Here is a 25397-nt window from a genome sequence, read left to right on the forward strand (position 1 = left end):
AAAGGTTTTACTGAACCTTTATTTAACTGCGTCTTTTTTTGAATATTACTGTTAATAACTCTTTCTATTTAGTAATTTCAACTCAATTTTTCTGTGGATAACCTTTCACTCTATTTTGCAACTACCTATAAAATACTTAAAAAATAACGGTTTTTTTATATCTACAGCTTTTTTAGGACAAAGCTCATGACAGCAAAAACACCTTATACACTTATCTAAATTAACATAAGGCTTATTACCTTTCATATCTATAGCCCTTGGTGGACAAACTCTTTCACATTCTCCACAACCTACACATTTTTTATACATAAAAATAGGCTTTGGCTTAAAAAACATATTTAAATACTTTTGTAAGAACTTAGGTACTCTTCCTTCTAAAAAGTCTATACTTTGTGTGTTTGGTATTCTATAATCCTTTATAATAATATTTTCTATTTTTTCACCTTTTACTATTATATCAGAAAAATCTTTTTCTAAAATTTTTCTTTCTACACTTCTTTGAATAGTTGGAACATTACTTGGATTTAGATTAATAATATTACAAGCAACAACATCAAGTGCATATGGGCTAGATGATCCTAAAATCACACCAACTTTTCTTGGGTTTCCTGCAGAGGGTCCTTCTCCTTCCATACCAACAATTCCATCCATTATAGTAAGACATGGATTTACATATTCACATATATCCACTAATAAGTCCGTAAAATCTCTAACATCAGGCATTTTAAAATGATATTCAGCTTTTAAAAGCCCTGGAATTACTCCAAATAAATTTTTAACTCCTCCTGTAAAAGTAGCCATTACATGAGTTTTAAGCTTACATAAAGATATAACATGATCTACATCTTCAATAGGTTTTATTACAGTTAGATACTTAACAAGCTTTCCCTTAGGATTTTCAACCCTTACTTCATCTGTGTTATAATTAAGCTCTATATCAAGCTCCTTTGCTATATCTTCAATTCCACAAGTTTTATAAATAGCCCTAAGGACTCTTTCGTTATATACTCCTCCAGGGCTATCTCCTACTATTACTTTACAATTTAATTTTAATAACTCTTCTGATAATACCTTTAAAAGTATAGGATGGGTAGTTGTAGCTTCTTCAGGCCTTTTTTTCATAAGCAAATTCATTTTTATTAAAACTTTACTGCCTGGTTTTATGTGCTTTTCAAGCCCTCCAAGTTCTTTTAATAAATCTTTAAAAGAACTTTTTACATTCTCATATAAATAATTTTCACATTTTTTTATAACTACTTCTTTCATACTTCCTCCCATTAAATATCTAAAATTTCCTTTAAAGCTTTTGCTACTCCATCTTCCTTATTAGAAGCAGTTACAAAATCCGCATTTTTCTTTACAACTTCTTCAGCATTCCCCATGGCAACTCCCATTCCAGCATATTCAATCATACTTAAATCATTAAAATTATCCCCAAATGTTATTATTTCTTCTTTTTTTACTCCTAAATATTCTCCAAGCCTTTTTACGGAAAGCCCTTTAGATACACCTTTGCTCATTACTTCTATATTGTTGTACCAAGATTTGCTAACCTCTACTGTATCTATTTTTTTTAATTCATTCATAACTTCATCTAGTTTTTCTAAATTTTCATCTATTATTACGAATTTTAATATATTATCTGTGTTTTTTATAATCTCTAACGGATTATCTACTACCTGTATATTAAGCCTATCTTCTTTAGGTTGAGACTCATTCCATTTAGAATAAGCTAAAGAAGAGTGATTTAATTCCTTACAGTAAAATCCATTATCATTATAAAAATGATAATAAATATCATATTTATTGCATATATCAAAAACTTTTAAAGAATCCTCAATAGAAATAACATTTTCATATAATGTATTACCTGTTTTTTCTTCTCTTATTATTGCTCCATTACAAGCTATAATTGGAGTATCAAGGCCTAAAAGTTTTGCATAATACTTTGCAGATGTATATATTCTACCTGTAGCTATAGCTACATTTATTCCCATATCTTGTGCTTTTTTTAAAGCTCTTTTATTCTCTTCACTAATTTCCTTATGATCGCTTAATAAAGTTCCATCCATATCTGTAACTATTAATTTATACCTCATTTTTTCACCTCAAATGTTCTATATTATTTAAAGTATTTATTACAGCAAAGTTATCCATAACTTCTACAATTGTAATACTACAGTTGTCAATTTTGAAATTCCAATGATATATATGATCTTTTGATAAAAGATGAGAAAGAGAAGATCTTATAACTCCAGAGTGTGATACTATTAATACAGTCTCATTATCATGTTTTTTTATTATATCATCAAGCTGACTAGATATTCTATGATGAAATTCTATCATATTTTCTCCATTTGGAAATTTATATTTAAATGCATCCTTTTTAAGTTTATTAAATTCATCTTTATATTTATCTTGTATTTCTTTAAACGTTAAACCTTCAAAATCTCCAAAGTTCATTTCTCTAAAATTTTGACAAATTTTAATTTCTACATTTTTAAAATCTGCTATTTCCCTAGCTGTTTCTACTGCTCTTGTTAATGGACTTGAATATATATAATCTATTCCCTCATATTTAAGTCTATTGCAAGTTTTCTTTACTTGCTCTTTTCCTATATCACTTAATTTACTATCAATAAATCCTGAAAGTCTCATATTTTCATTGTCTATAGTTATTCCATGCCTTACAAATATGAATTTTACCATTTATATACCCCCATATATATAAATATTAAATATAAAAGTTCTGAAAGTTCACATATACACCCTAATATATCTCCTGTTATACCACCAATAATATTACTTATATATTCTGTATATATCCTAACTAATATAAATAATATAATTACAAATAAAGTATTATATCCTATCACACTTCCATGTAATATATCTACAAATCCAAATATTAAATTTAGGAGCAGTGTAAATAGTGTAATACCTAAAGTACTAGCTATAACACTAGCTATTTGAGATTCTGTAACTTTATTTATAAAAACATTTCCCATACCATTTTCTCTAGGACTTTTATTCTTATAACAAGCAAATACTATAGCTAATCTTCCAAATACAGGAGCTAATACTAATGGATAATATACATTTTTAGATATAATACTAAATACAAATCCTAATTTCAAAAGCACTAAAAATAAAATAGCTAAAAGAGCATTAGTTCCAAGCCTAGAATCTTTCATTATCTCAAGTATTCTATCTTTATCTCTATAACTATAAATTCCATCAAATGTATCTCCAACTCCGTCTAAGTGAAGTCCACCAGTAAGAATACATTGAGATATTAAAAAAATTACAGTTCCTATGTAATATCCAAAAACCTTAACACTAATATATGTAATAATAAAATATAATACTCCTAGTATAAATCCAACACTAGGAAAATAAATCAATCCTTTATGAAAATCTTCATCAAATCCTACATTTACTTTTATAGGAATTCTAGTTAAAAAAGTTAATATCCCCAAAAATCTCTTATTATTTTTAATTTCACGAAGTAAAGAAAATATAGCAACAATACCTACTATTAACATAAATATATTTTCTCCAAACTTACTCATGCAATCTACCCCTTAATTTTCATAGGTATACCACTAACTACTAAATATACTTCATCGCTTAAACTAGCTATTTTCTGATTAACCCTTCCCGCTATATCTCTATATATTCTAGATAGTCTATTTTCGGGAACTATACCCATACCTAATTCGTTTGTTACAAATACAAAGTATATATTTGTTTTTCTTATTTCATCTATTAATTTATCTATTTGATTTTGTATATAATTTTCTATATTATCTATTTCTTCTCTGGAACAACTATCCCAGTTAATGTTAAATTCAAACATTAGGTTGTTTACTAGTAATGTTACACAATCTAAAAGTACTACATCATTAACTTTTGATATTTCGCTTATCTCCTTATAAATATCTTTATATATCTCATATGTTGTCCAATTTTTGGGTCTAGACTGCCTATGTTTTTTTATTCTATCCTTCATACCTTCATCAAATGCTATAGAAGTGGCTATATAAGCCACTTTTCCTTTTTTATCTTTGCATAGCTTTTCTGAAAAAGAACTTTTTCCTGATCTTGCTCCTCCTGTCACCATTATTATCTTGCTCATAGTTAGCCTTCTCCTCTTTCTTCTCTTCTAAATATACTTCTTCACTATGTTCTAAATTATTTTCTTTTTCTTCTTTCTCCTGTTTAACTTTTTTATATTCTTCTGTTACTAAGAGCCACTGATCTCTAACCATATTTTCTAAAAGTTTTTTTCTTTTTATTTGAGGATCTCTTAAAGCCATTTGAAACCACTTTATTGATTGTTCATAATTTTTAAATTTTCTATTAAGTTCTCCTATCAAATAAGCAAGTGATGCTGAATCCATTCCAGCTATAGGAAATCTCTCTTTTGAAAAACAATCTGTGAATATATCTAAAGAATGCTTTTGAAATTTATGTTCAAGCTCTTCTTCTCCCTTATATCTATACAGCCATGATAATTTAAGACATAATTCACCTATATAAGAATTCTTCCAATTTAGTATATTTCCTTCATATAAAGCTAACTTATAACTCTCTATTGCAGTATCAATATCCCTCTTCAATCCATAATCTCTTTCTTTCCATATTGAAGTTACCTTTTCTCTAATTACAATATGTTGTTCTTTTTTTATTAAGTTAAATTTACTTTCAGTAGCTGCATATCCACACTTAGGACATATCCATATACTATAAAAATATGGATTTACCGTTTTATAATGAACACAAAAATCTGTATCTCTTTTTAATGTTCTAAGAGCTGAAGTTTTTACCTTTTTAGTTGTAAATTCATTTATGCATATGGGACACTTTACTTTTTTATCATATAATTCTCTATCCAATATGTTCACCTCTTAAAAATAGACTATAGGTTCTTACTACTATATATATGATAAAACCTACAGTCTATTTCGTCAAAATAAATATAATTCTTAAGGACTATTAATTTATTTCATTATCTTCATTTTCAAATATTAAACTGTCTAAATTATCATTAATTTCATCATTAATTTTATTGTCATCGGTTTTGATAGTTTCAACCGCTTTAGTTTCCTTAGTTCCTCTATTTATTATTTTTTTTCTTGGTGGATAATAACTTTTAGATATTAATTCTTTTTTTATAACATTTCCATTCTCTATATATAATCTATATGTTTCTACTTTATATCCATCTCTTCCTTTCTCTTTTACTTCTTCTTTTCCTTTTTCCATAGTAGGATCTTCTTTTATCTCAACTTGTCTAGGTATAGTTTTTGTAATATTTGTAGTAATCTTGATATTTTTCTTATCACTATGATTTCCATATATCCTAGAAATCATATTATTTCCACTAACTATACTTTCTATATATATAGGATTTTGATAGTTATTTTTAAACTTAAAATCTATACTTCCATAAGAAACAGTAGCATCTCTTCCTTTATCTACATAAGAAGATGGTATAGTATGATTTCTTCTATCTGTTATAGTCACTCCAGAATACAGTGCTGCATTATATAATGTTGAAGATACTTGACATACTCCACCTGCTACTCCTTCTTTAAGCTGTCCTTGAATAATTACTGGAGCCATTTTAAAGCCTTGAGATAAACCTCTTTTTCCAGTAGAATCATTAAATGAAAATTCTTCTCCAGGATTTAATAATATTCCATTTACCTTTTGTGATGCAAGCTTAACATTTTCAGTTCTATTTTTATTGCTTACATTAAATCTAGTTGAATATTCTCCTAAAAGAGTATCTATTTTACTAAGATATTCATACTTAATTTGAGCATGTATTTCCTTTACAATTATTGATATATCTTGATAATCATTCTTTTCTATCTGAGTTAATATGGTTTCTTTCAAATTTTTTATATCTACAGCATATCCATTTTCTTCTTTTGTAATATTAATAGTTTTTCCCTTAACTTGTATAGTAGCATTTTTAGGCTCTTTATTTATACGATTTTCAATACTTGCTAAAAAATCATCTAGTTTTTCTTCATCATATTGTTTTTCTAATTCTATAAACTCTTGTTTTCCATTTTTTAAAGTTAATATTTTTTTTATATTCATAAAGAAGTTTCCATTTCTTCCCACATCATATGCTTTATCTACAGCCTCATCAACTTTAAATTTAAAATCTATTTCATTTAAATTTAAAGTGAATTTTTGATTATTATGAACTAAATTAATGTTTTGTATAGAATAATTAGACTTGATTAAATCAACCGCTTCTTTCTTAGATAAATTGCCTACGTTTACATTTTCTATAAAAATATTTTCATAAATCTTACCATTATTTTTAAGTGAATAACTAAATAAAAGTCCTCCTGTTAAAAATATTAATAGAATTGATAAAAAAATTAAAAGAATACTTTTTTTCAATTAAATTTCCTCCCCATGTTTTTTATAGTAATTACAGTAATTATTTATAGGACATATGCTACACTTAGGACTTCTTGCTTTGCATATTCTTCTTCCATGAAATATAAACAAATGATGTGCTTTTGACCATCTTTTCTTAGGTATTACATTCATTAATTTAAATTCTGTATCTTCAGGATCTTTACCTTTAACTATACCAATTCTATTACTTACCCTAAAAACATGAGTATCCACAGCTATCGCTGGCACATTAAATACATTACTCAAAATAACATTGGCTGTTTTTCTTCCCACCCCAGGTAAGCTAATAAGTTCTTCCAAACTACTTGGAACTTGTCCATTATATTTATCTAATATAATTTTTGATGATAGAATTATTTTTTTAGCTTTACTTTTATAAAGTCCACAACTTTTTATAATTTCTCCTAATTCTTCTTCTTTTAAATTACTAAAATCTTTAGGTTTATTGTATCTTGCAAAAAGTTCTTTAGTTACCTTATTAACTCTTACATCTGTACATTGTGCAGATAGAATTGTAGCTACTAAAAGTTCAAATGGCGTCTCATAGTTTAATTCACATTCTGCATCTGGATAATAATCTTCAAGTATATCTAAAACCTTATTAATAACAGTATCAACTATCACAATATCACTTCCATTTTAAATAGTTTTGAAAAATATCAAAATAGCCTTAAAGGCTACTTTGATATTTCATAAAATTTATTAAGTCTATTTATTATTTTATCATAAATATATGCAAAAGGCTTACCAGTTAGAATTTCTATAGCCTCTTCTATTCTAGTTACAGGATAGATATGAAATTTACCTTCATCAATAGCCTTTTGTACCTCGTCAAGTAAAACCAAATTATTTAAATTGTTTTTAGGTAGTATTACTCCTTGCTTCCCATTTAATCCCTTAGCTTTACATATATGATAAAATCCTTCTATCTTTTGAGTAACTCCTCCTACAACTTGAACTTCTCCCTTTTGGTTTATAGAACCTGTAACCGCTATATTTTGTTTTATAGGAATCTGACTTAAAGAAGATAAAAGTGCATAAAGTTCTGCTCCTGAAGCACTATCTCCATCTACTCCACTATAACTTTGTTCAAAGCATATATTTGCAGTAATTGAAACTGGTCTTTCTTTTGAAAAATTTTCTAGTAAATACCCACTTAATATTAAAATCCCTTTATCATGTATACGACCACTAAGTTTTGCTTCTCTTTCTATATTTATTATTCCCTTATTTCCAGGACTTGTTGTTGCAGTTATAACAACAGGTCTTCCAAATGAGTATTCACCCATGTTTATAACTGATAAACCATTTATTACTCCTATTTTTTCTCCTTCAACAGAAATTAACAACTGCCCTGTTTTATACATTTCATCTATTTTTTTCTCAATTTTATTAACTCTATTCCATTTTTCATAAATTGCTTTTTTAACATCATTTGGTTCTACAAACTCAGAACCTCTTATATTTGCAAATAAATTAGACTCTATTATTATTTCGGCAATTTTATTAAATCTAGTAGATAGTTTTTTTGTATTTTCCACAAGTCTTGAACTATATTTCAAAACAACATTAACTGCATCATAAGTGAAGTGTTTTAAATTATTTTCATTGCAGTAAGATGAAATAAATCTAGCTACTCCAATTTCATTATCTTCATTTCTGTTCATCTCACTATCAAAATCTACAATAACTTTAAAATATTTATTAAATTCTTCATCATATCTATACAATATATTATACAGATATTGACTTCCTATTAGAATAACTTTTACATCTATAGGTATTGGCTCTGGTTTAATTCCTGTTAATGTATCAATTTTTACTTCTTTAACCTGTAGACATCTTTTTAACATATCCCAAGAATATGGACTTCTTAAAACTTGATCTATATATACTACTAAATATCCACCATTAGCTTTATGAAGAGCACCAGGAACAATTTTAGTAAAATCCGTTCTAATTATTCCATTAACACTTTCATACTCAACCTTTCCAAATAAATTAATATAATTTGGATTAATTTCCAAAACAACGGGAGCACTATCCATATTTCCATTACCTACACTATCTATAAATAAATTAACTTGATATTTTATTAGATATTGTTTTTCATCTATATTTTTAAGCTCTTCTTCATCTAAATAAAATAAGTACATCTTCTCTAAAATATCATCTCTTAAATGAAATAAATATTTTTTTACTTTATAATCTTCTCCATATTTCTTTATTAAATTATCAACTTGTGGATTTATTACAATAGTTCCTACTTCTTCTTCAAGATTTAATAAATCTTCTTTTGCTATATTTTCTAGTTCTTTTATTTTAGATACTACCTGCATTGTTAGATTTTCAAGCTCTCTCTTTACTTTTAAAAATTCTTCCGATGTAGTGTCTACATTCTCATCTTTTGGAACAAATATCATTCCAAACTTATTAGATTTAAATTTAAATCCTTTTTTTTCTCCATGTTCCTTCATTTTTTTTATTAATAATTCTTTTTTAATTTCATATTCATCTAATATTTTATTTTTTTCTTTTTCATATTCTTCACTATCAAAAGCTCTTGGAAGTTCATCATATAAATTTTCTATGAATTTTTCTATATCTTTCTTGAATATTTTTCCCTTTCCTTTTTCAAAAGATAAAGCAATTGGCTCTCTTGGATTTTCAAAATTATATACATAGCACCAATCTTTATTTTTTGCTCTATCTTTAGCATATTTTTTTAATATATTTAAAGCATAGGAGGTTCTTCCTGTACCTGTTTCACCACTTATATATATGTTATATCCTGGATCATCTATCTTTAAACCAAATTCCATTGCCCATGTAGCCTTTTCTTGACCCAATATTCCCTTCAAAGGCTTAATGTCTGCTGTTGTTTTATATTTCATACTATACCCCCTTTCATATTAATACATAATATGTATTAACACTTCATTTGTTTAGCAAAAAATTTAAAAGAAAAAAGTCATAGTATCATTCTTTAAGAAAATGATATTATGACTTTTTATAACGAATAGGAAATTATAAATTTTTTAAACTGTTGATAACTTTGGTAACTGAATAAAAGTATCAACTATTTTGAGCAACGGAGTCCGTTAGGACTCGTTGGCGACATGAGCCATGCGATAGCATGAAGCGAATTTTTTTATTTTGATTTAACTATTTATAATTTCTAAATTTCTTAATATAATACTCTTACCTCTCCAACTAAATGCTCTATTACCATATCTCCTTTTAAATTCTCTATTAGATATATTTTTTATTTCTTCATATTCTAATTTATAAATCAAATCATTTTTAAATTCTTCAATATTTGTAACTTCCACTCTTTTGTTATGTGGACATACATCTTGACATATATCACACCCAAATACAGAAGGATTTTTAATAAACATTTCTTTTTCTTCTTGCGATAATTCTCCTTTTTTTTGAGTTACAAAAGAAAGACATTTATTTGGATTTATTTCAAAATTGCCAAGAATAGCTCCTCCTGGACATTTTTTAATACACAGACCACATTTTATACAAGTTTTATCAATAGGTTTGTCTATTTCAAAAGGATAGTTAGATAAAATGTACCCTATACTTACATAAGATCCATATTTATCAGTTATTATGTTATTATTTATTCCAAAATATCCAACTCCCGATATTTTAGCTAGATATCTGTCAACTAAAGGTCCAGTATCTACAAATATTTTATATTCAAAATCATTTATATTATCTTTTAAATAACTACATATATTCTCAAGCTTATTTTTTACAATTATATGATAGTCTATAGAGTATGTATACTTAGAAATATTAGTTTTTTTTACATTTCCCGAGAAATAAGGAAATAAACATACAATAATAGACTTTACATTCTCCATAGTAATTCTTGGATCTACTCTTTTTTTTATATCTTCTTCTTCAAGGCCTGTATAATACCCCTTATTTATTCTATCTTTTAATATTTCTTCAAGCTCTTTATATGGACCTATATGTGCTATTCCTACATTTTCTATACCTAAGGATTTACAAAAGTCTTTTAGTTTTTTCTTCATACGTATTTCCTTTCCCAAAATATGATTTGACTATATTTCATAAACCAATATAAAATACTAATGAGGTGATTTTATGATAATTATTACTATACCCGGAAGACCTATTAGTAAATCTAATTTTAAACTATACAATATTCACGGTCAAGCATGGATGCCTAAACAAGGAAAACATTCAAAATATATCGCATACGAAAACATGATAGCAGGATATATAAATCAACAGTACCAAGGTCCTTCTTTAGAAGGCGATATAATAACTATTTTAAAACTATATTTTCCTAATAAAAGAATGGGAGATTTACATAATTATCCTAAGAGTATATGTGATGGCATAGAAAAAAGTGGAATAATAAAAAATGATAAACAACTAAAGCCAGTTCTTTTGTTTGACTATATAGATAAAGAAAATCCAAGAGTTGAGATAGAACTTTATGAATCATCAAAATATAAAGTGAGTTATAAAATTGAAAAAACCGGCTAAATAACCGGTTTTAATCTTTCAATTTAGATACTCTTATTTCTTCAACTAAAGCAGGAATTACCTTTTTTAAATCTCCAACTATACCTAAATCAGCAACCTCAAATATAGGCGCTTCTTTATTTTTATTAATAGCAACTATAAATTCAGAATCTTCCATACCAGCAATATGCTGAATTGCTCCTGAAATACCACACGCAAAGTAAAGGTCAGGTCTTACTGTTTTTCCTGTTTGTCCTACTTGTCTATCTTTTTTAATCCAGCCCTCATCTACTACAGCACGTGAACCCGAAACCTCTCCTTTTAACTCATTAGATAGCTCTTTCAAAATAGATATATTTTCTTTATTTCCTATACCTCTTCCTCCTGATATAAGAACTTTTGCATCTTCTATATTTATTTTTTTCTTTTCTTCTTTTACTATTTCTAAAATTTCTACATTGACATCATTATCACTAAGATTTACATCAAAAAATTCTATATTTCCTACACGATTTATATCTTTTTGTATTTTCTGCATAACTCCAGGTCTTACAGTTGCCATTTGAGGCCTATGTTCTGGACAAACTATAGTTGCCATTATATTTCCTCCAAAAGCTGGTCTTGTCATTAGAAGGTTTTTATTTTCTTCGTCTATATCAAGTGATGTACAATCAGCTGTAAGTCCAGTATGTATTCTTGCTGATACTCTTGGTCCAATATCTCTACCGATAGATGTGGCTCCTATTAATACAATTTCTGGCATTTCATTATCAATTACTTTTTTTAATGCTTTAGTATACGGCTCTGTAATATAATATTTCAATCTTTTATCATCTACTATTACTACTTTATCTGCTCCATAATGAATTAATTCATCTGAAATATTTTCTATATCATAACCTAAAACAGCAGCAGTTAAATCTACTCCTAATTTATCAGCAAGTTCTCTTCCTTTTCCAAGGAGCTCTAATGAAACTTTTTGAACCTCCTTATTTCTTTGCTCTATAAAAACAAGTACTCCTTTATATTCCACAATACTCCCCTCCTATATTATGTATTTTTCTTTTAGCTTTTCTATAATAATCTTTGCAGCTTCTTTTGGAGTAACCTCAAATACTTTTCCTGCTACCTTTGCACCTTTAGTAAATGACTTTTTAACTTTTGTAGGAGAACCTTTTAATCCAATATTTGACTTGTCAACCTCTATATCTTTAAAATCCCAAATTTCTACTTTATCATTTTTAAAACAATCATATATTCCTCTTACTCTCATGTATCTAGGTTCATTTATTTCCTTTAAAGTTGTTATTAAGCAAGGAGTTTTAACTTTCATTTTGTAGTATCCATCTTCAAATACTCTTTTTAAAATAAGTCCATCTTCACAAATATCTAAGTCTTCAACATAGCTTATAGATGGTACGTCTAAATGCTGAGCTATTTGAACTCCAACTTGAGCAGTATCTCCATCTATTGCTTGTCTTCCTGTTATTATTAAGTCATAGTCTAGTTTTTTTATAGCTCCTGCTAAAGTTGAAGATGTTGCCCATGTATCTGCTCCTGCAAAAAGTTTATCGCAAAGAAGTATTGCCCTATCAGCCCCCATGGCAATTGCCTCTCTTAAAGCTATCTCTGCTTGCTTTGGTCCCATTGAAATTACAGTTACATAAGCACCTATTTCTTCCTTTAATCTTAAAGCTGTTTCTAATCCACTTTTATCATCTGGATTTATAATACTTTTAACTCCTTCACGAATTAAAGTTCCTGTTTTAGGGTCAAGCTTTACTTCAGTTGTATCTGGAACCTGCTTAATACAAACAACTATATTCATGAATTATCCCCTCCTTATTTTAGTAAACTTGCTGAAATTACCATTTTTTGTACCTCTGAAGTCCCTTCATATATTTCAGTTATTTTAGCATCTCTCATCATTCTTTCAACTTCGTACTCTCTTGTATATCCATATCCACCATGTAGCTGTACACATTTAGTTGTAACCTCCATGGCAGTTTCAGATGCAAATAGTTTTGCCATGGCAGCTTCTTTTGAATAAGAAATCCCTCTATCTTTATTAAAAGCTGCTTTATAAACTAAAAGTCTTGCAGCCTCTATTTTTGTAGCCATGTCAGCTATTTGAAATTGAGTATTTTGAAAATTTGAAATAGATTTTCCAAATTGTTTTCTTTCCTTAACATAATTTATAGTAGTATCAAGAGCTCCTTGAGCTATTCCTAAAGCTTGAGCTGCTATTCCTATTCGTCCTCCATCTAAAGTTTTCATAGCTATTTTAAAGCCCTGTCCTTCTTTTCCAAGAAGATTTTCTTTAGGTACTTTACAGTCTTCAAAAATAAGCTCACATGTTGATGAACCTTTGATTCCTAACTTTTTTTCCTTAGATCCTACTTTAAATCCTTTTGTTCCAGCCTCAACTATAAATGCTGATATCCCTCTTGTTCCTTTAGACTTATCAGTCATTGCCATAATTATGTAAATATCTGCATAGCCTGCATTAGTTATAAATATCTTCGATCCATTAAGTATGTAACAATCTCCATCTAATACTGCTGTAGTTTGCTGAGATGAGGCATCAGTACCTGCATTTGGCTCTGTAAGGCCAAAAGCTCCTAATTTTTCTCCTTTAGCTAAAGGAACTAGATATTTTTCTTTTTGTTCTTTTGTTCCAAATTCATTTATAGGAGATGCACATAAAGATGTATGTGCTGATAAAATAACCCCTGTTGTTGCACAATATTTTGATAGCTCTTCAACAGCTAAAATATATCCTAAATTATCTCCACCTTCTCCACCATATTCCTTGCTAAAAGGTATTCCCATAAAACCTGATTCTTTCATTTTTTCTAAAGTTTCAACTGGAAATCTCTCTTCTTCATCAACTTCATGGGCAAGGGGCTTAACTTCATTTTCTGCAAATTGTCTATACATTTGCTTTAATAGCTCATGTTCTTTTGAAAAAGTAAATTCCATCAATATCCCTCCTAAAATAAAATTATTCTTGTCCTAAAAATCATACACATTAATATATATTTATATATAGTTAAATTTATAACTCAGACATAAAAAAAATCTTATATAATTTCCTTTAATCAAATGAAAATTATATAAGATTTAAATTTAGTAATTTATTTTTCAACTATATCTCTAATCATTTTAATTTCTCTTTTATGACCTTCTTCATCATAAGGAGTTTCTAGAAAAAATGGTAAATCTTTTAATTTTGGATGAGTAATAAAATTAATAAGAGGATCAAAACCTATTTCTCCCTCTCCAATTCCTGCGTGCCTATCCTTATTGCTGTTAAAAGGCATCATACTGTCATTAAAGTGTATTGCTTTTAATCTATCAAGTCCTATTATATTATCAAATTCTTCTAACACTCCATCTAAATTGTTTACAATATCATATCCTGCTGAAAATGTATGACATGTATCAAAGCATACTCCTAGTTTATCACTATAGTCTACCTTATCTATAATTTCTTTTAATTGTTCAAAGCTATAACCTATTTCACTTCCTTTTCCAGACATAGTCTCAAGAAGTATTGTAATATTTTCATTTCCAGTTAATGCTTCATTTAAAGCATTTACTATTCTATTTATACCAAAATCTATACCTCCTCCAATATGACTTCCTGGGTGAAAGCACATATATTCAATTCCTAAAATATCCATTCTTTGAATATCTTCTTTAAATATTTTTCTTCCAAATTCATAAACATCATCTTTTTTTCCACCTAAATTCATAGTATATGGAGCATGAGCAAGTAATGCTCCAAAATTATTTTCTTTCCTTATTTTTTGAAAAATTTCTATATCTTTTTCATCAAATTTCTTAGCATTCCCTCCTCTTGGGTTTCTGGTGAAAAATTGAAATGTATTTGCTCCTATATCTAAAGCTGTTTTTGCAGCATGTGAAAATCCTTTTGCTATTGATATATGTGATCCAATTACTAGCATAAATCCCCCTCCTTGTTATATATATTTTAATTATACCCAAAAAATAAAGCATCAACAAATTTGTCGATGCTTTATTTTTTTAATTTTTTCTCTCTTCTTAAATCTGGAACACCCATTAAAGTTATATTATATGGTCTAACATTTTCTCTTTCTTTCTTATCTTTATCTTTTAAAATTTCTCCTAGTTTTTCAGCTAATACCTCCATAAGCTCTCTACATTCATCTTCAGTTAAATAATATTGATTATAATGTCTTACATGCTTTGATTGTACCTCATTATTTTCAGCTGCTCTATAAAAATCATCACTTATTTTTTCAAATAATGAAATAGATGCTTGATTTAACGTTTGTGCTACGTTATTATCAATACCTGAATTTAATATACTTTTATCTATAACTACCATTTTAGCTTTTGGAAGATAATATTTTTCTATTATTCCAGATTTTACTTTCTCCTCCACTAATTCTAATATACCAACGTTTAATAAAGTTTTTATGTGATAATTTATTTTTGCATGAGGTTCTCCTAATACTTCAGATAGTTGTTTTGCTGAAAGAGGCTCTTCCCCAAAAGCTTCTAATATTTCTACTCTATAGGGATGAGATATAGCCTTTATTTCTTCGATATCTCTTAAAACCAAAATATCCTTCATGACATCACCCATTATTCATTTTTGTATATATTATATTATTTAAAGTTGCAATTGTCAAAATTTTTTATATATATTAAGTTTAAAAAATGCTTAAATTTAATTTCTCAGATAAGTTTTCCAAAACTTTAACCCCAGCAATGCTATTGCCTTTTTTATCAAGTGATGGTCCAAAAACTCCTATTCCCATCTCATTTGGAACTGTTGCCATAATTCCTCCTCCTACACCGGATTTTGAAGGAATTCCAACATTTATTGCAAATTGTCCAGATGCATCATACATACCACAGGTTACCATAAAAGTTTTAACAATTCTTGATATATCAGATTCAATTAATCTTTCTCCATTTCTAATATCCACTCCATGAGATGCAAGATTTAATCCTATTCTAGCTAAATCTTTAACTGTAACTTCAATAGAACATTGTTTAAAATAAAGATCCAATACTTCTTCTACATTTTCTTCAAGTATTCCCTCACTTTTTAATAAATATGCCATGGCTCTATTTCTATCACCTGTTTGTTTTTCACACATATAAACATCATAATTTATATCTAGATTTTCATTTCCTGAAAGTTTTCTAAAAAATTTTAACATTCTTTCAAGTTTTTCATCATTATTTTTTCCCTTAATCATAGATGTAATCATTATTGCCCCAGCATTTATCATAGGATTGTATGGTATAGAAGGTTTCGTAGTTTCAAGCTTCATTATAGAATTAAAAGGATCTCCACTTGGCTCCATTCCTACTTTTGAAAATACTTTCTCCTTACCATTATCCATAAGAGCAAGAGCAAGAGTTATAGGTTTTGATACACTTTGAATTGTAAATTTCTTTTCATAACTTCCAACTTGATATATATTATTATCCATATCTATTATACAAATTCCTAAATCATCTCTATTAGCTTTTTTAAGTTCAGGGATATAAGTAGCTACATTGCCTTTTTTAGTATATTTTTTATTTTCATCAATTATCTTTTGTAATAATTCTTTCAAATCAATCCCCCATTTCTAGTAATTAATGTACTAACCTACTTCCTCCTATAAATTCTCTTAATATAGAAGTTGGTGGAATATCTACTTCTTCTTCTATAGGAACAAAATATTGTAAAAATTTTAAAAGTCTTTTTGCTTCTCTATACTCTTTAGTATTTTCATCTATTTCTCTTAATAAAGGCTCAACATATTTTTTAAGAACTGCTAGTTCATAAACGGAAGCTGAGTTAAACATAATATCAGCCTTTTCTTGATATGGAAATATATTTTTTTCTTCTCCTCTTCTTACTAAAGGCCACATTTGTATTGTTCTTACTGCACTATGACCTCTAAATTGATTATCTCTTACAATTCTTCTTATAAGCCTTAAATCTGTTGTAGGTATTCTATTATGTTCATCTAAATTGAGTTGAGTTAATGCACTTACATATATTTTAAACTTATTTCCATCTGGAATAGATTCTGTTAGTAAATCATTAAGACCATGTATTCCCTCCATTATTATAGGCTGATTTTCTGTAACTTTTAATTTTTTTCCTATGTATTCTCTTTTACCTGTTTTAAAATTAAAATATGGAATTTCTATTTCATAACCCAATATTAATTTTTCTAAATGATCATTAAAAAGATCTAAATCTATAGCATATATAGACTCAAAATCATAATTCCCATCTTTATCTTTAGGTGTATCCTCTCTATTTACAAAATAATCATCAAGTGATATTGAAACAGGATTTAGTTTATTAACTCTAAGCTGTATAGATAGTCTTTGAGCAAAGCTAGTTTTACCAGAAGATGAAGGTCCTGCAATTAAAATTATTCTTCCTTTTTCTTTGTTTTTGACTATCATATCAGCTATTTGAGATATTTTTTTTTCATGAAGAGCTTCTACTGTTCTTATTAAGGATGGATACTCTTTTCTTTCTATTAAATCATTTAAAGAGGCAACCTTATCAACATTCATTATTTTAGCCCACTCTTCTGCTTCTTTGTAAATTCCAGCAAGCTTTGGTTGAGGCTGAAACTTTGAAATTTCATTTGGATGATCTTTTTTAGGTCCAAGTATTACAACTCCAGGATTATAATACTTTAATTCAAATAATTTTAAATATCCTGTAGATGGAACCATATATCCATAAAAATAATTTTTAAGCCATCCACACTTATATATACTAACTGTTTCAGACTCTTTATATTTAAATAAATTTACCTTTGCATTTTTTTCACTACTTTCAAATATTTTTATTGCTTCTTTAATAGGAAGTTTCTTTTTTTCAAATGGTACGTCTTCTTCTATTATTTCTTTCATTCTTGATTGAATTTTTTCTACATCAATTTCATTTATAGGTCTATCATAATGTATTTCACAATATAATCCTTTCCCCAAAGAATGCTCAACACTTACTTTACATCCTGAAAGCATTTCTTCACAAGCTCTTATAAATACGAAGGACAAACTTCTCATATAAGTTCTAATTCCATCTTCATGGCTCAAATCTATAAATTCAATACTACAGTCTTTTTCTATTTCATAATTCAACTCTTTTAAGTTATTATCTACAACACCTAAAACTATAGGACTTTTATATAATTTTTCATATTCTTTGCTTATGTCAATTAATTTAGTTCCAACTTCATATTCTTTTTCTTCATTCATTATTTTAACTTTTATTATGCTCACTCGCATCACTCTCCTTGTCTATTTTTTTATAAAGGATAATAATAATATATGTACAAAAAGAGAGCAAATGCTCTCTTTTTTTAACTTGTATAATATTTTTAATACATTCTTTTATCTGGACTTGCTGGCTCTGAAATATGACTTAAAGCTTCACCTGCTTCATTTACATGTATATTTACAACTGCTAAGTCTCCTAAAGAAAGCATTCCTACTAATTTGTTATTTTCAACTACTGGAAGTCTTCTTATTTGATTACTAGCCATTAATGAAGCTGCCTCATGAGCATCTGTATCAGGAGTTACACTTACAACATTTCTACTCATTATACTTCCTACATGTTGATTAGAATTTACAGTATCTGTAACACTTCTTAAAACTATATCTCTATCTGTTACTACTCCAACAGGAGTTTTATTTTCATCACAAACAGGAACTATCCCAACATCTAAATCTCTCATAATATCTGCAGCCTTTGCTATATTAGAATTTACAGTTACATATGATACATCTTTTGTCATTACATCTCTTACTTTCATATTTAAAACCTCCCATTTTTTTAATCAATATTATTTTCTCTTTTTTTAAGAGGTTTTATTTATAAATTTTTAAAAATGATATTTTTACTACTTTGGAAAAATTTTTCATTCATTTCTAAAACTATATATTTAACACTTTTTAAATTTAATAAATATTTTATATCTTCTTCACTTAATAATCCAATTTCACTTAATCCTAAGTGTAAATCACTTTTTCCATCGTTATTACTTAGATGAATAAGTTTAATATAGCTACTTAATTTATTTACATAATCATCACTATTTATTAGATTATGACCACTATCATAACAAAATCCAAAGTTATCCTTTTTTACATTCTTAAATATGTATTCAAAATCATTTACATTATCACCTAAATTAACCAAATGTCCTTCTGAAACATATGTATTTTCGATATATATCTCTGCATTGGTTATATTTTCTAGTACCTTCTGAAAAAAACATAGGGTATTATTTAAATATTTTTCCCTATAATTTTTAACTCTATTTTTTAAACCGTAGCCTAAATGTAAATTATAGTATTTTACATCTAATATCTTACCTTTTTTATAGTTTTCTATAAAAAAATCAATCCAGCATTTTCTTATATATTTTATACTTTCACAAGTATTTAATTCCATTGGCATATGAACACCAATACTTATATCATTTTTTTTTAATTCTTCCTTTTCTTCATACAAAAAATCCCAATCCTCTAAATTATCTATTCCAACTTCTATATGATTAAATCCTAGTTCCTTACATATATCTATTTTTTCTTTTATATCATATGCCATGGCTGATATTCCCAGTTTCAATTGAATCACCTACTTTAAAAACCCTACCTTATTTAAAGGATAAAGTCTTATAAAAGCTCTTCCTATTATATTATCTTCACTAACCATACCAACTCTAGGATCTCTACTATCTAAACTGTTAGGTCTATTATCTCCCATTGCAAATACAAATCCTTCTGGAACAATAGTATCTATATATCCATCTGTATAATCCCCATTTATATAAGGTTCTTTAATTTCTTTATCATTTACATATACCTTACCACTTATAATCTTTATTTTATCTCCAGGTACAGCTATAACCCTTTTTACTAAATCCTTTTCTTTTCCATTTTCTTGAGTTAAATGAGATTTAAAGACTACTATATCTCCTCTAGATGGCTCATGTGTTGTATATGGTATCCTATTTATTATAAGATAGTCATTTTCTTCAAGTGTTGGATACATAGAATATCCTTTTACAAGAGTTGGTCTTATAAACTGCGTTATAACAAATGCTATCACAAGTGATATTGCTATTGTTTTAACCCATTCTATAATTTCCTTTTTCAATTTATTGCTCATAGCATTCATCTCCTTTAGTGCTTATATATTTACTTATTAAATCTATTATTATATTATTTATATCATCATATTTATCAAATTTTATATCAAAATCTAAATATTCACATGCACTTATAAAATCATCTACAACTTCAAAAGGCTTTCCATATATAGATTCTATATCTTCTTTACTTACTCCTTTGAATCCATGACCAACAGGAGAATCATTTCTTAACCTAATTAAATTTTCTAATTTTTCGCTATTTAATATTTCAAGGGCTTTACTCATTTTCCTAGTTTTTCTCATATATTTGTTTATATATTTAGTTATCCCATGAGTTAGATTACTCGTATATATATTATACCTCTTTCTCAATATATTCAATATATTTTTTTTAGATACCATATACCCAAGCATTGATATTTTATTTTTTCCAGACTGATTTCTTACAAATATATATTTAAAAAGAGCTTCTTTTAATCTGTATATCCTTCCTAAAAAATCTATATATTCCTCATTTATAAGTTGTATCTTTATATTTTCTATGAATTCAGAAAATATAGCTTCTGGTTCTCCATCTAATAAATCTATTAAATTGTTTCTAAGTGCTTTTATTTCTTTCCTATTTTTAATTTGTGGTGTTAAACTATCTATTTTTTTTATAGAAGTTTTAAAATCAAAATTAACTGAAGATTTACAAGAACTAACAAATGTATGTAAATCTCCATTTTCTATTCCTAGTTCTTCTAATATATCTACTACTGCGTCATAATTATATCTGCTTAAAAATTTTAATATTACAAATTCATATTTCTTATCGATACTACCCATATAATCACTCCCACGGATTATAATTTTTATAACTAATATTATATTATAATATGCCCTCCTATTTGAATTATTAACACGTTTAAAATTTTAATATTAATAAAGACCCTAAATTTAGGGCCTTTTTAAATTACATTACAGGTATTTTAATTATTTGATTTGGATATATTAAATTTGGATTTTTTAAATTATTATATTTAGCTAAAGTTTTCCAATCAACATTAAACTTTTTGCCTATTTTCCAAAGTACATCTCCTTTTTTAACTACATAAGTTTTCTCTACATTATCTTTAACTATTTCTTTAGACTGTTCTTCTTTCTTTTCAATTTTTTGAGTTTTTTGTTCGGTAGGAATTAATCCCATTTTTTGAAGCTCATATACATTTAAAGATTTTATATTTGGAGTTCTTCCGTCTTCTGAAGTTGGAACTTTTATTTTTCCTTCTTTAACTAATTTATAAATAGTATCTTTTAACGGATTATTCAAATCTATACCAATTATTTTCCAATTATTATCGACCTTTGGAGATATAGTTTTCTTTTCTTTTACATACTGACCTATAAGATTTCTAATACTTCCATCTGCAAATTTTTCAGATGAATCATAAACCTTATCTTCAGCTTTAAAATATCCATCTTTAACCATATTTCCAAATCTATAATTATTTACTGCTAAAGTAAATATCATATCATCTGTAACTGGTTTTCCTTTGAATTTAAGATTTACTATTCTTTGTCCTTCAGGCTTTGATATATCAATATCATACTCAATCCCTGAAAACATATCATAGTTATAACCTCTTATATCAGGATTAAAGCTAATTGTTACATCTCCATCTTTATATGTATTATAATATCTTGCTGACCATTCCATATAATCCTTTAATTGCTTTCCTGTAACTTTTACTCCAATTAATGTATTTGCATATTTATATATATTTGCTACATCTTTTTTCTTAAAATCTCCCTTTAAAAGATTCATATCGCTTTTAAAAGCTGCAGCAGCTGATATATCAGCACCAGAATAGTGCATTTGAACTTCATTTATAAAGTCTATCAAAGCTGTATCTTCAACTTGTACTCTCGGTATTCCTGGTAATACTTGAGTATCTTTTATAAAATCTTCTGTTACAGTTCCAATCACAGTATTCGCATCATTTCTAGAAATTTCATGAATTCTTTTGTATTTTTCTTCCAATTCTTTGTCTACTGGATAATTTTTAGTGTATATATTTTCGCTAGTTTTATCTACTACAATCCATTTTCCATTTTCATTTTTAAGTTTTAAATCTATTTTAGATACTCTATTTCCATAGCTTTTAGGCTCAACAACTATTGTATTCCCAATCATCTCACCAGAAATATCACTATGAGCATGCCCCATAATAACAGCAGTAAGCTCTGGATTTGCCTCAATTATAGTTTTACTTCCATCAAAATCTGTATATTCATTATCAAGTCCCATATGAAATACTCCAATAAATACATCTGCTTTATCTTTTAATTCTTTTATAACTTTTTTAGTTTCCTCAACTGGATTTTTAAATTTAAGTCCTTTAAAATGCTCTGGAGTTGATGCTTCCCATCTAGGTATATTTGGAGTAATCATTCCTATTAGCGCTATTTTAACGCCATCTTTTTCTACTATTTTATAAGCATCAAATGCTCTTTCTCCATTTTCTTTGTATGCATTTCCTGCAAGAACTGTTGCTTTAGATGTTTTAACAGCCTTATTTAATGCATCAAGCCCAAAATTAAATTCATGATTACCTAATGTCCATGTATCATATCCTATATCATTCATAACCTCTATTATTGGATTTTTTTCTTCATCTTGAAAAAGCTCAATAGAGTTATCTTGAGTTGTATCTCCTGCATCTACTAAAATTACATTTTTATTTTTACTTTTTATGTCTTTTACTACTGATGCAATTTTTAGATACCCTGCATCTTTATCCTCTGAATCTAATGCATAGTCCCAAGGGAATATTCTTCCATGAACATCACTAGTTCCGAGTATAGTTATATTAGTTTCTTTTTCATTTGCAACAGCTCCTATAGGCGTAACTACACTTATTAATAATGCCATTATAATTAATATTGATACTTTTTTTCTCAAAAATAAACCCTCCTCTTTTATTAGTATTTAATTAAAAACAATATAGGATTTCTTACATACAATATAATATTCTACATAAGATAACATTTTCCTCCATTTTTAATTTAATTTTTATATTGAATTTACAAATATCTGCTGATATTCTAAAATATATAAGGGAGGTAATATACTATGGAAAAACTCAAAGATATTCTTTATGAAATAAGTGACCTAATTCTTGGATTTGTAGTTCTTTTAGTAATAATTTCTACTATAGGTTGGCAGCTTTATGGTTGGTTTGACTCTAGTGAGGCAAAAAGTGCATTTAAAATTGATAATGAAATTAAAGTAGAAGATAAAATACCTAACAATTCTATCAAAAAAAATACTACTGAAAATCCCAAAATAACTATACAAGAAATAGTAAGCTTTGAAATTAAATCTGGACAAACAGGAATAAAAATAGCTGAAAACTTAAAGAATTTAGAACTTATTGATTCTGTAGATGATTTTTTAAATACTCTTAAAAAATCTAACTTAGAAAACTCTATGAAAGCAGGTACTTATAAAATAACAAAAGGTTCTTCCTTAGAAGAAATTATACATATACTTACAAAATAGCAAAAGGCTGTCATTATGCATTGACAGCCTTTTTATATCTCTCTTTTAACATATCTTCAATTTCTTTTACAGGCACAGGTTTGCTGAATAAATAACCTTGATATTCTTCACAGTTAAAATCATTTAAAAGCTTTAATTGTTCTTGAGTTTCTACTCCCTCTGCTAATACTTTTAAATTTAACGCTTTAGCCATATCTATTATAGCTCTCATTATTGCACTATTTATATTGTTTGAACATATTTCATCAACAAATGATTTATCAATCTTTAATACATCTATTGGAAAATCTTTTAAATAACTTAATGATGAATATCCTTTTCCAAAGTCATCTAAAAGTATCCTTATTCCTTTTAATCTTAACTGACCTAAAACCTTATAAGCATATTCCTTATCTCTCATAGCAGCTGTTTCAGTAATTTCTATGCTTATAAGTGAAGGGTCAATCTTTGTATTTATTAAAATTGACTCTACCTTTTCAACAAAATTACTTTCATTGAGTAGTTTTGGTGAAATATTTACAGAAATATTTACTGGATCTAAACCTTTATCTTCCCATTCTTTAACTTGAATACAAGCTAATTCTAATATATATTCGTCTAACTTTTTAATAAGACCAGTTTCTTCTGCTACAGATATAAAATTATTAGGATAAATTAAACCCTTTTCAGGATGATTCCATCTTACTAATGCTTCAAGACCTATAACTTTATCTGTTTTAATATCAACCTTAGGTTGATAGTGAAGAATAAACTCTCTTTTTTCTAGTCCTACTCTAAGGCTTTCTGCTATATCAAATTTCTTCTCTATTTGATTATTCATTTTGCAATCATAAAATTGGTAGCTATTTCCTTCTTTTTCCTTAGTCTTATACATAGCTATATCTGCATTTTTCATCAATTCCTCTATATTTTTCCCATTTTCAGGAAATATAGATATTCCAATACTACATGTTATATGAATTGATTTTTCTTTCAATATAAATGGTTTTTCAAAGTTATCTAAAATTTTTCTAGAAATATGTACTATTTCATCTTTATCATTAATATCACTTAATATTATTATAAACTCATCTCCGCCCAATCGTGCAATATAATCATCTTTTTTAATAATTTTTCTTAACCTACTAGCAACCTCTTTAAGAACATAATCTCCTGCACTATGCCCTAATGAGTCATTTATAAATTTAAATTTATCTAAATCTATAAATAATATACCTACTTTACTATTATTTTTTAATGCTTTATTAATAGTTGAATTTAAATTATTTTCTATGACTCTCCTATTTGGTAGATTAGTTAATGGATCATTATAAGCTACATATTTTAATTTCTTTAAAAGTTTTTCTTTTTCTCTAATAGCTTTATAAAAACCATAAGCAATAAATATCACTCCTAATACTAGAAAAATTTTCTCAAATAAAGTATCAATCCATTCTGGTATTGAAATAAATTTAAGTTCATCAATAGAATCTGTAAGCAATGATATTGAAAATATTATCCATCCAATGCTTAAATATCTTATTTTTAAATCTATTGATAAAAAAATACAAATTACAGCAAAAATAAAGCATACACCTTCAACTACAAAATCAAATATGTTTATAGGCAAACTATTTTTAGACGATATAATTATTGTTGCCAAAAACAACAGCATTAAAAAAAATAATCCCGATATATTTTTATAATGTCTTTTATTCATATATATCCTCCAA

Annotated in this window: 25 protein-coding genes; 2 read left to right on the forward strand and 23 right to left on the reverse strand. The window is 27.2% G+C overall.

Annotated features, from left to right (window positions below):
* Window positions 1-105 precede the first annotated feature (105 nt).
* The 10 genes from BUA77_RS05500 to queG form a co-directional block, all read right to left on the reverse strand.
* Complete coding sequence (locus BUA77_RS05500) at window positions 106-1266, reverse strand: DUF362 domain-containing protein (RefSeq protein ID WP_084605544.1); 1161 nt, start codon at window positions 1264-1266, stop codon at window positions 106-108.
* Window positions 1267-1277: 11 nt separating this feature from the next.
* Window positions 1278-2099 carry a Cof-type HAD-IIB family hydrolase gene (locus tag BUA77_RS05505; protein ID WP_072888126.1) on the reverse strand — a complete coding sequence of 274 codons (822 nt, stop codon included), beginning with the start codon at window positions 2097-2099 and terminating at the stop codon, window positions 1278-1280.
* A 4-nt stretch (window positions 2100-2103) separates the two neighbouring features.
* Complete coding sequence (locus tag BUA77_RS05510) at window positions 2104-2709, reverse strand: histidine phosphatase family protein (RefSeq protein WP_072888128.1); 606 nt, start codon at window positions 2707-2709, stop codon at window positions 2104-2106.
* Window positions 2703-3572 (reverse strand): adenosylcobinamide-GDP ribazoletransferase, encoded by an 870-nt coding sequence (gene cobS, locus BUA77_RS05515; protein ID WP_242939084.1) that lies wholly within the window; start codon window positions 3570-3572, stop codon window positions 2703-2705. Before cobS ends, BUA77_RS05510 begins: the two co-directional genes overlap by 7 nt.
* 5 nt (window positions 3573-3577) lie before the next feature.
* Window positions 3578-4138 carry a bifunctional adenosylcobinamide kinase/adenosylcobinamide-phosphate guanylyltransferase gene (gene cobU / locus BUA77_RS05520; RefSeq protein ID WP_072888130.1) on the reverse strand — a complete coding sequence of 187 codons (561 nt, stop codon included), beginning with the start codon at window positions 4136-4138 and terminating at the stop codon, window positions 3578-3580.
* On the reverse strand, window positions 4062-4898 hold the full coding sequence (locus BUA77_RS05525; RefSeq protein ID WP_072888132.1) for a DUF2225 domain-containing protein: 837 nt from the start codon (window positions 4896-4898) through the stop codon (window positions 4062-4064). Before BUA77_RS05525 ends, cobU begins: the two co-directional genes overlap by 77 nt.
* Before the next feature lie 100 nt (window positions 4899-4998).
* Complete coding sequence (locus tag BUA77_RS05530) at window positions 4999-6426, reverse strand: VanW family protein (RefSeq protein WP_072888134.1); 1428 nt, start codon at window positions 6424-6426, stop codon at window positions 4999-5001.
* Window positions 6427-7071 carry an endonuclease III gene (gene nth, locus BUA77_RS05535; protein WP_242939085.1) on the reverse strand — a complete coding sequence of 215 codons (645 nt, stop codon included), beginning with the start codon at window positions 7069-7071 and terminating at the stop codon, window positions 6427-6429.
* A 53-nt stretch (window positions 7072-7124) separates the two neighbouring features.
* On the reverse strand, window positions 7125-9341 hold the full coding sequence (locus tag BUA77_RS05540) for a Lon protease family protein (RefSeq protein WP_072888136.1): 2217 nt from the start codon (window positions 9339-9341) through the stop codon (window positions 7125-7127).
* Window positions 9342-9608: 267 nt separating this feature from the next.
* A complete protein-coding gene (queG, locus tag BUA77_RS05545) occupies window positions 9609-10499 on the reverse strand; it encodes a tRNA epoxyqueuosine(34) reductase QueG (RefSeq protein WP_072888139.1) in 891 nt (296 codons plus the stop codon).
* Window positions 10500-10572: 73 nt separating this feature from the next.
* Between queG and BUA77_RS05550 the strand changes: the two genes are divergently transcribed.
* Window positions 10573-10980: a RusA family crossover junction endodeoxyribonuclease gene (locus BUA77_RS05550; RefSeq protein WP_072888140.1), complete on the forward strand. Its 408-nt coding sequence runs from the start codon at window positions 10573-10575 to the stop codon at window positions 10978-10980.
* A 10-nt stretch (window positions 10981-10990) separates the two neighbouring features.
* Here the strand turns inward: BUA77_RS05550 and BUA77_RS05555 are convergent, their stop codons facing one another.
* The 12 genes from BUA77_RS05555 to BUA77_RS05610 all read right to left on the reverse strand — a co-directional run bounded on the left by BUA77_RS05555 (window position 10991) and on the right by BUA77_RS05610 (window position 23085).
* Window positions 10991-11992: an electron transfer flavoprotein subunit alpha/FixB family protein gene (locus BUA77_RS05555; RefSeq protein ID WP_242939086.1), complete on the reverse strand. Its 1002-nt coding sequence runs from the start codon at window positions 11990-11992 to the stop codon at window positions 10991-10993.
* Between the two features lie 12 nt (window positions 11993-12004).
* Window positions 12005-12787, reverse strand: a complete 783-nt coding sequence (locus tag BUA77_RS05560) for an electron transfer flavoprotein subunit beta/FixA family protein (RefSeq protein ID WP_072888144.1) — start codon at window positions 12785-12787, stop codon at window positions 12005-12007.
* 14 nt (window positions 12788-12801) lie between these two features.
* Window positions 12802-13941, reverse strand: a complete 1140-nt coding sequence (locus BUA77_RS05565) for an acyl-CoA dehydrogenase (protein ID WP_072888145.1) — start codon at window positions 13939-13941, stop codon at window positions 12802-12804.
* 155 nt (window positions 13942-14096) lie between these two features.
* On the reverse strand, window positions 14097-14930 hold the full coding sequence (locus BUA77_RS05570; RefSeq protein ID WP_072888147.1) for a deoxyribonuclease IV: 834 nt from the start codon (window positions 14928-14930) through the stop codon (window positions 14097-14099).
* A gap of 71 nt (window positions 14931-15001) precedes the next feature.
* Window positions 15002-15583 carry an ArsR/SmtB family transcription factor gene (locus BUA77_RS05575; protein WP_072888149.1) on the reverse strand — a complete coding sequence of 194 codons (582 nt, stop codon included), beginning with the start codon at window positions 15581-15583 and terminating at the stop codon, window positions 15002-15004.
* A 79-nt stretch (window positions 15584-15662) separates the two neighbouring features.
* The gene (gene glsA / locus BUA77_RS05580) at window positions 15663-16580 is read right to left on the reverse strand and encodes a glutaminase A (RefSeq protein WP_072888151.1); all 918 of its coding nucleotides are present in this window, start codon (window positions 16578-16580) and stop codon (window positions 15663-15665) included.
* Between the two features lie 22 nt (window positions 16581-16602).
* Window positions 16603-18261 (reverse strand): nucleoside kinase, encoded by a 1659-nt coding sequence (locus BUA77_RS05585; RefSeq protein WP_330390024.1) that lies wholly within the window; start codon window positions 18259-18261, stop codon window positions 16603-16605.
* A 98-nt stretch (window positions 18262-18359) separates the two neighbouring features.
* Window positions 18360-18797 carry a CBS domain-containing protein gene (locus tag BUA77_RS05590; RefSeq protein WP_072888153.1) on the reverse strand — a complete coding sequence of 146 codons (438 nt, stop codon included), beginning with the start codon at window positions 18795-18797 and terminating at the stop codon, window positions 18360-18362.
* Between the two features lie 59 nt (window positions 18798-18856).
* Window positions 18857-19615, reverse strand: coding sequence for a sugar phosphate isomerase/epimerase family protein (locus tag BUA77_RS05595; RefSeq protein WP_072888155.1), 759 nt, complete (start codon window positions 19613-19615; stop codon window positions 18857-18859).
* Window positions 19616-19624: 9 nt separating this feature from the next.
* On the reverse strand, window positions 19625-20158 hold the full coding sequence (lepB, locus tag BUA77_RS05600) for a signal peptidase I (RefSeq protein WP_072888157.1): 534 nt from the start codon (window positions 20156-20158) through the stop codon (window positions 19625-19627).
* Window positions 20148-20969 (reverse strand): hypothetical protein, encoded by an 822-nt coding sequence (locus BUA77_RS05605; protein WP_072888159.1) that lies wholly within the window; start codon window positions 20967-20969, stop codon window positions 20148-20150. Before BUA77_RS05605 ends, lepB begins: the two co-directional genes overlap by 11 nt.
* 127 nt (window positions 20970-21096) lie before the next feature.
* Window positions 21097-23085 carry a 5'-nucleotidase C-terminal domain-containing protein gene (locus tag BUA77_RS05610; RefSeq protein ID WP_084605538.1) on the reverse strand — a complete coding sequence of 663 codons (1989 nt, stop codon included), beginning with the start codon at window positions 23083-23085 and terminating at the stop codon, window positions 21097-21099.
* Window positions 23086-23256: 171 nt separating this feature from the next.
* Between BUA77_RS05610 and BUA77_RS05615 the strand changes: the two genes are divergently transcribed.
* Window positions 23257-23685: an endolytic transglycosylase MltG gene (locus tag BUA77_RS05615; RefSeq protein ID WP_072888161.1), complete on the forward strand. Its 429-nt coding sequence runs from the start codon at window positions 23257-23259 to the stop codon at window positions 23683-23685.
* Between the two features lie 13 nt (window positions 23686-23698).
* Here the strand turns inward: BUA77_RS05615 and BUA77_RS05620 are convergent, their stop codons facing one another.
* A complete protein-coding gene (locus BUA77_RS05620) occupies window positions 23699-25384 on the reverse strand; it encodes a putative bifunctional diguanylate cyclase/phosphodiesterase (RefSeq protein ID WP_072888163.1) in 1686 nt (561 codons plus the stop codon).
* Between the last annotated feature and the right edge of the window lie 13 nt (window positions 25385-25397).

This window comes from Tepidibacter formicigenes DSM 15518 (genome assembly GCF_900142235.1).
Taxonomy (GTDB): domain Bacteria; phylum Bacillota; class Clostridia; order Peptostreptococcales; family Peptostreptococcaceae; genus Tepidibacter; species Tepidibacter formicigenes.

Bases quoted from the DNA above. Each gene is read 5' to 3' on its own strand.
- BUA77_RS05505 (WP_072888126.1), bottom strand. From the start codon at position 2,099: ATGAGGTATAAATTAATAGTTACAGATATGGATGGAACTTTATTAAGC.
- BUA77_RS05510 (WP_072888128.1), bottom strand. From the start codon at position 2,709: ATGGTAAAATTCATATTTGTAAGGCATGGAATAACTATAGACAATGAA.
- BUA77_RS05540 (WP_072888136.1), bottom strand. From the start codon at position 9,341: ATGAAATATAAAACAACAGCAGACATTAAGCCTTTGAAGGGAATATTG.
- BUA77_RS05605 (WP_072888159.1), bottom strand. From the start codon at position 20,969: ATGGGTAGTATCGATAAGAAATATGAATTTGTAATATTAAAATTTTTA.
- BUA77_RS05500 (WP_084605544.1), bottom strand. From the start codon at position 1,266: ATGAAAGAAGTAGTTATAAAAAAATGTGAAAATTATTTATATGAGAAT.
- lepB (WP_072888157.1), bottom strand. From the start codon at position 20,158: ATGAGCAATAAATTGAAAAAGGAAATTATAGAATGGGTTAAAACAATA.
- queG (WP_072888139.1), bottom strand. From the start codon at position 10,499: ATGAAGAAAAAACTAAAAGACTTTTGTAAATCCTTAGGTATAGAAAAT.
- BUA77_RS05620 (WP_072888163.1), bottom strand. From the start codon at position 25,384: ATGAATAAAAGACATTATAAAAATATATCGGGATTATTTTTTTTAATG.
- cobU (WP_072888130.1), bottom strand. From the start codon at position 4,138: ATGAGCAAGATAATAATGGTGACAGGAGGAGCAAGATCAGGAAAAAGT.
- BUA77_RS05615 (WP_072888161.1), top strand. From the start codon at position 23,257: ATGGAAAAACTCAAAGATATTCTTTATGAAATAAGTGACCTAATTCTT.
- BUA77_RS05565 (WP_072888145.1), bottom strand. From the start codon at position 13,941: ATGGAATTTACTTTTTCAAAAGAACATGAGCTATTAAAGCAAATGTAT.
- BUA77_RS05570 (WP_072888147.1), bottom strand. From the start codon at position 14,930: ATGCTAGTAATTGGATCACATATATCAATAGCAAAAGGATTTTCACAT.
- cobS (WP_242939084.1), bottom strand. From the start codon at position 3,572: ATGAGTAAGTTTGGAGAAAATATATTTATGTTAATAGTAGGTATTGTT.
- BUA77_RS05575 (WP_072888149.1), bottom strand. From the start codon at position 15,583: ATGAAGGATATTTTGGTTTTAAGAGATATCGAAGAAATAAAGGCTATA.
- BUA77_RS05560 (WP_072888144.1), bottom strand. From the start codon at position 12,787: ATGAATATAGTTGTTTGTATTAAGCAGGTTCCAGATACAACTGAAGTA.
- BUA77_RS05550 (WP_072888140.1), top strand. From the start codon at position 10,573: ATGATAATTATTACTATACCCGGAAGACCTATTAGTAAATCTAATTTT.
- BUA77_RS05590 (WP_072888153.1), bottom strand. From the start codon at position 18,797: ATGAAAGTAAGAGATGTAATGACAAAAGATGTATCATATGTAACTGTA.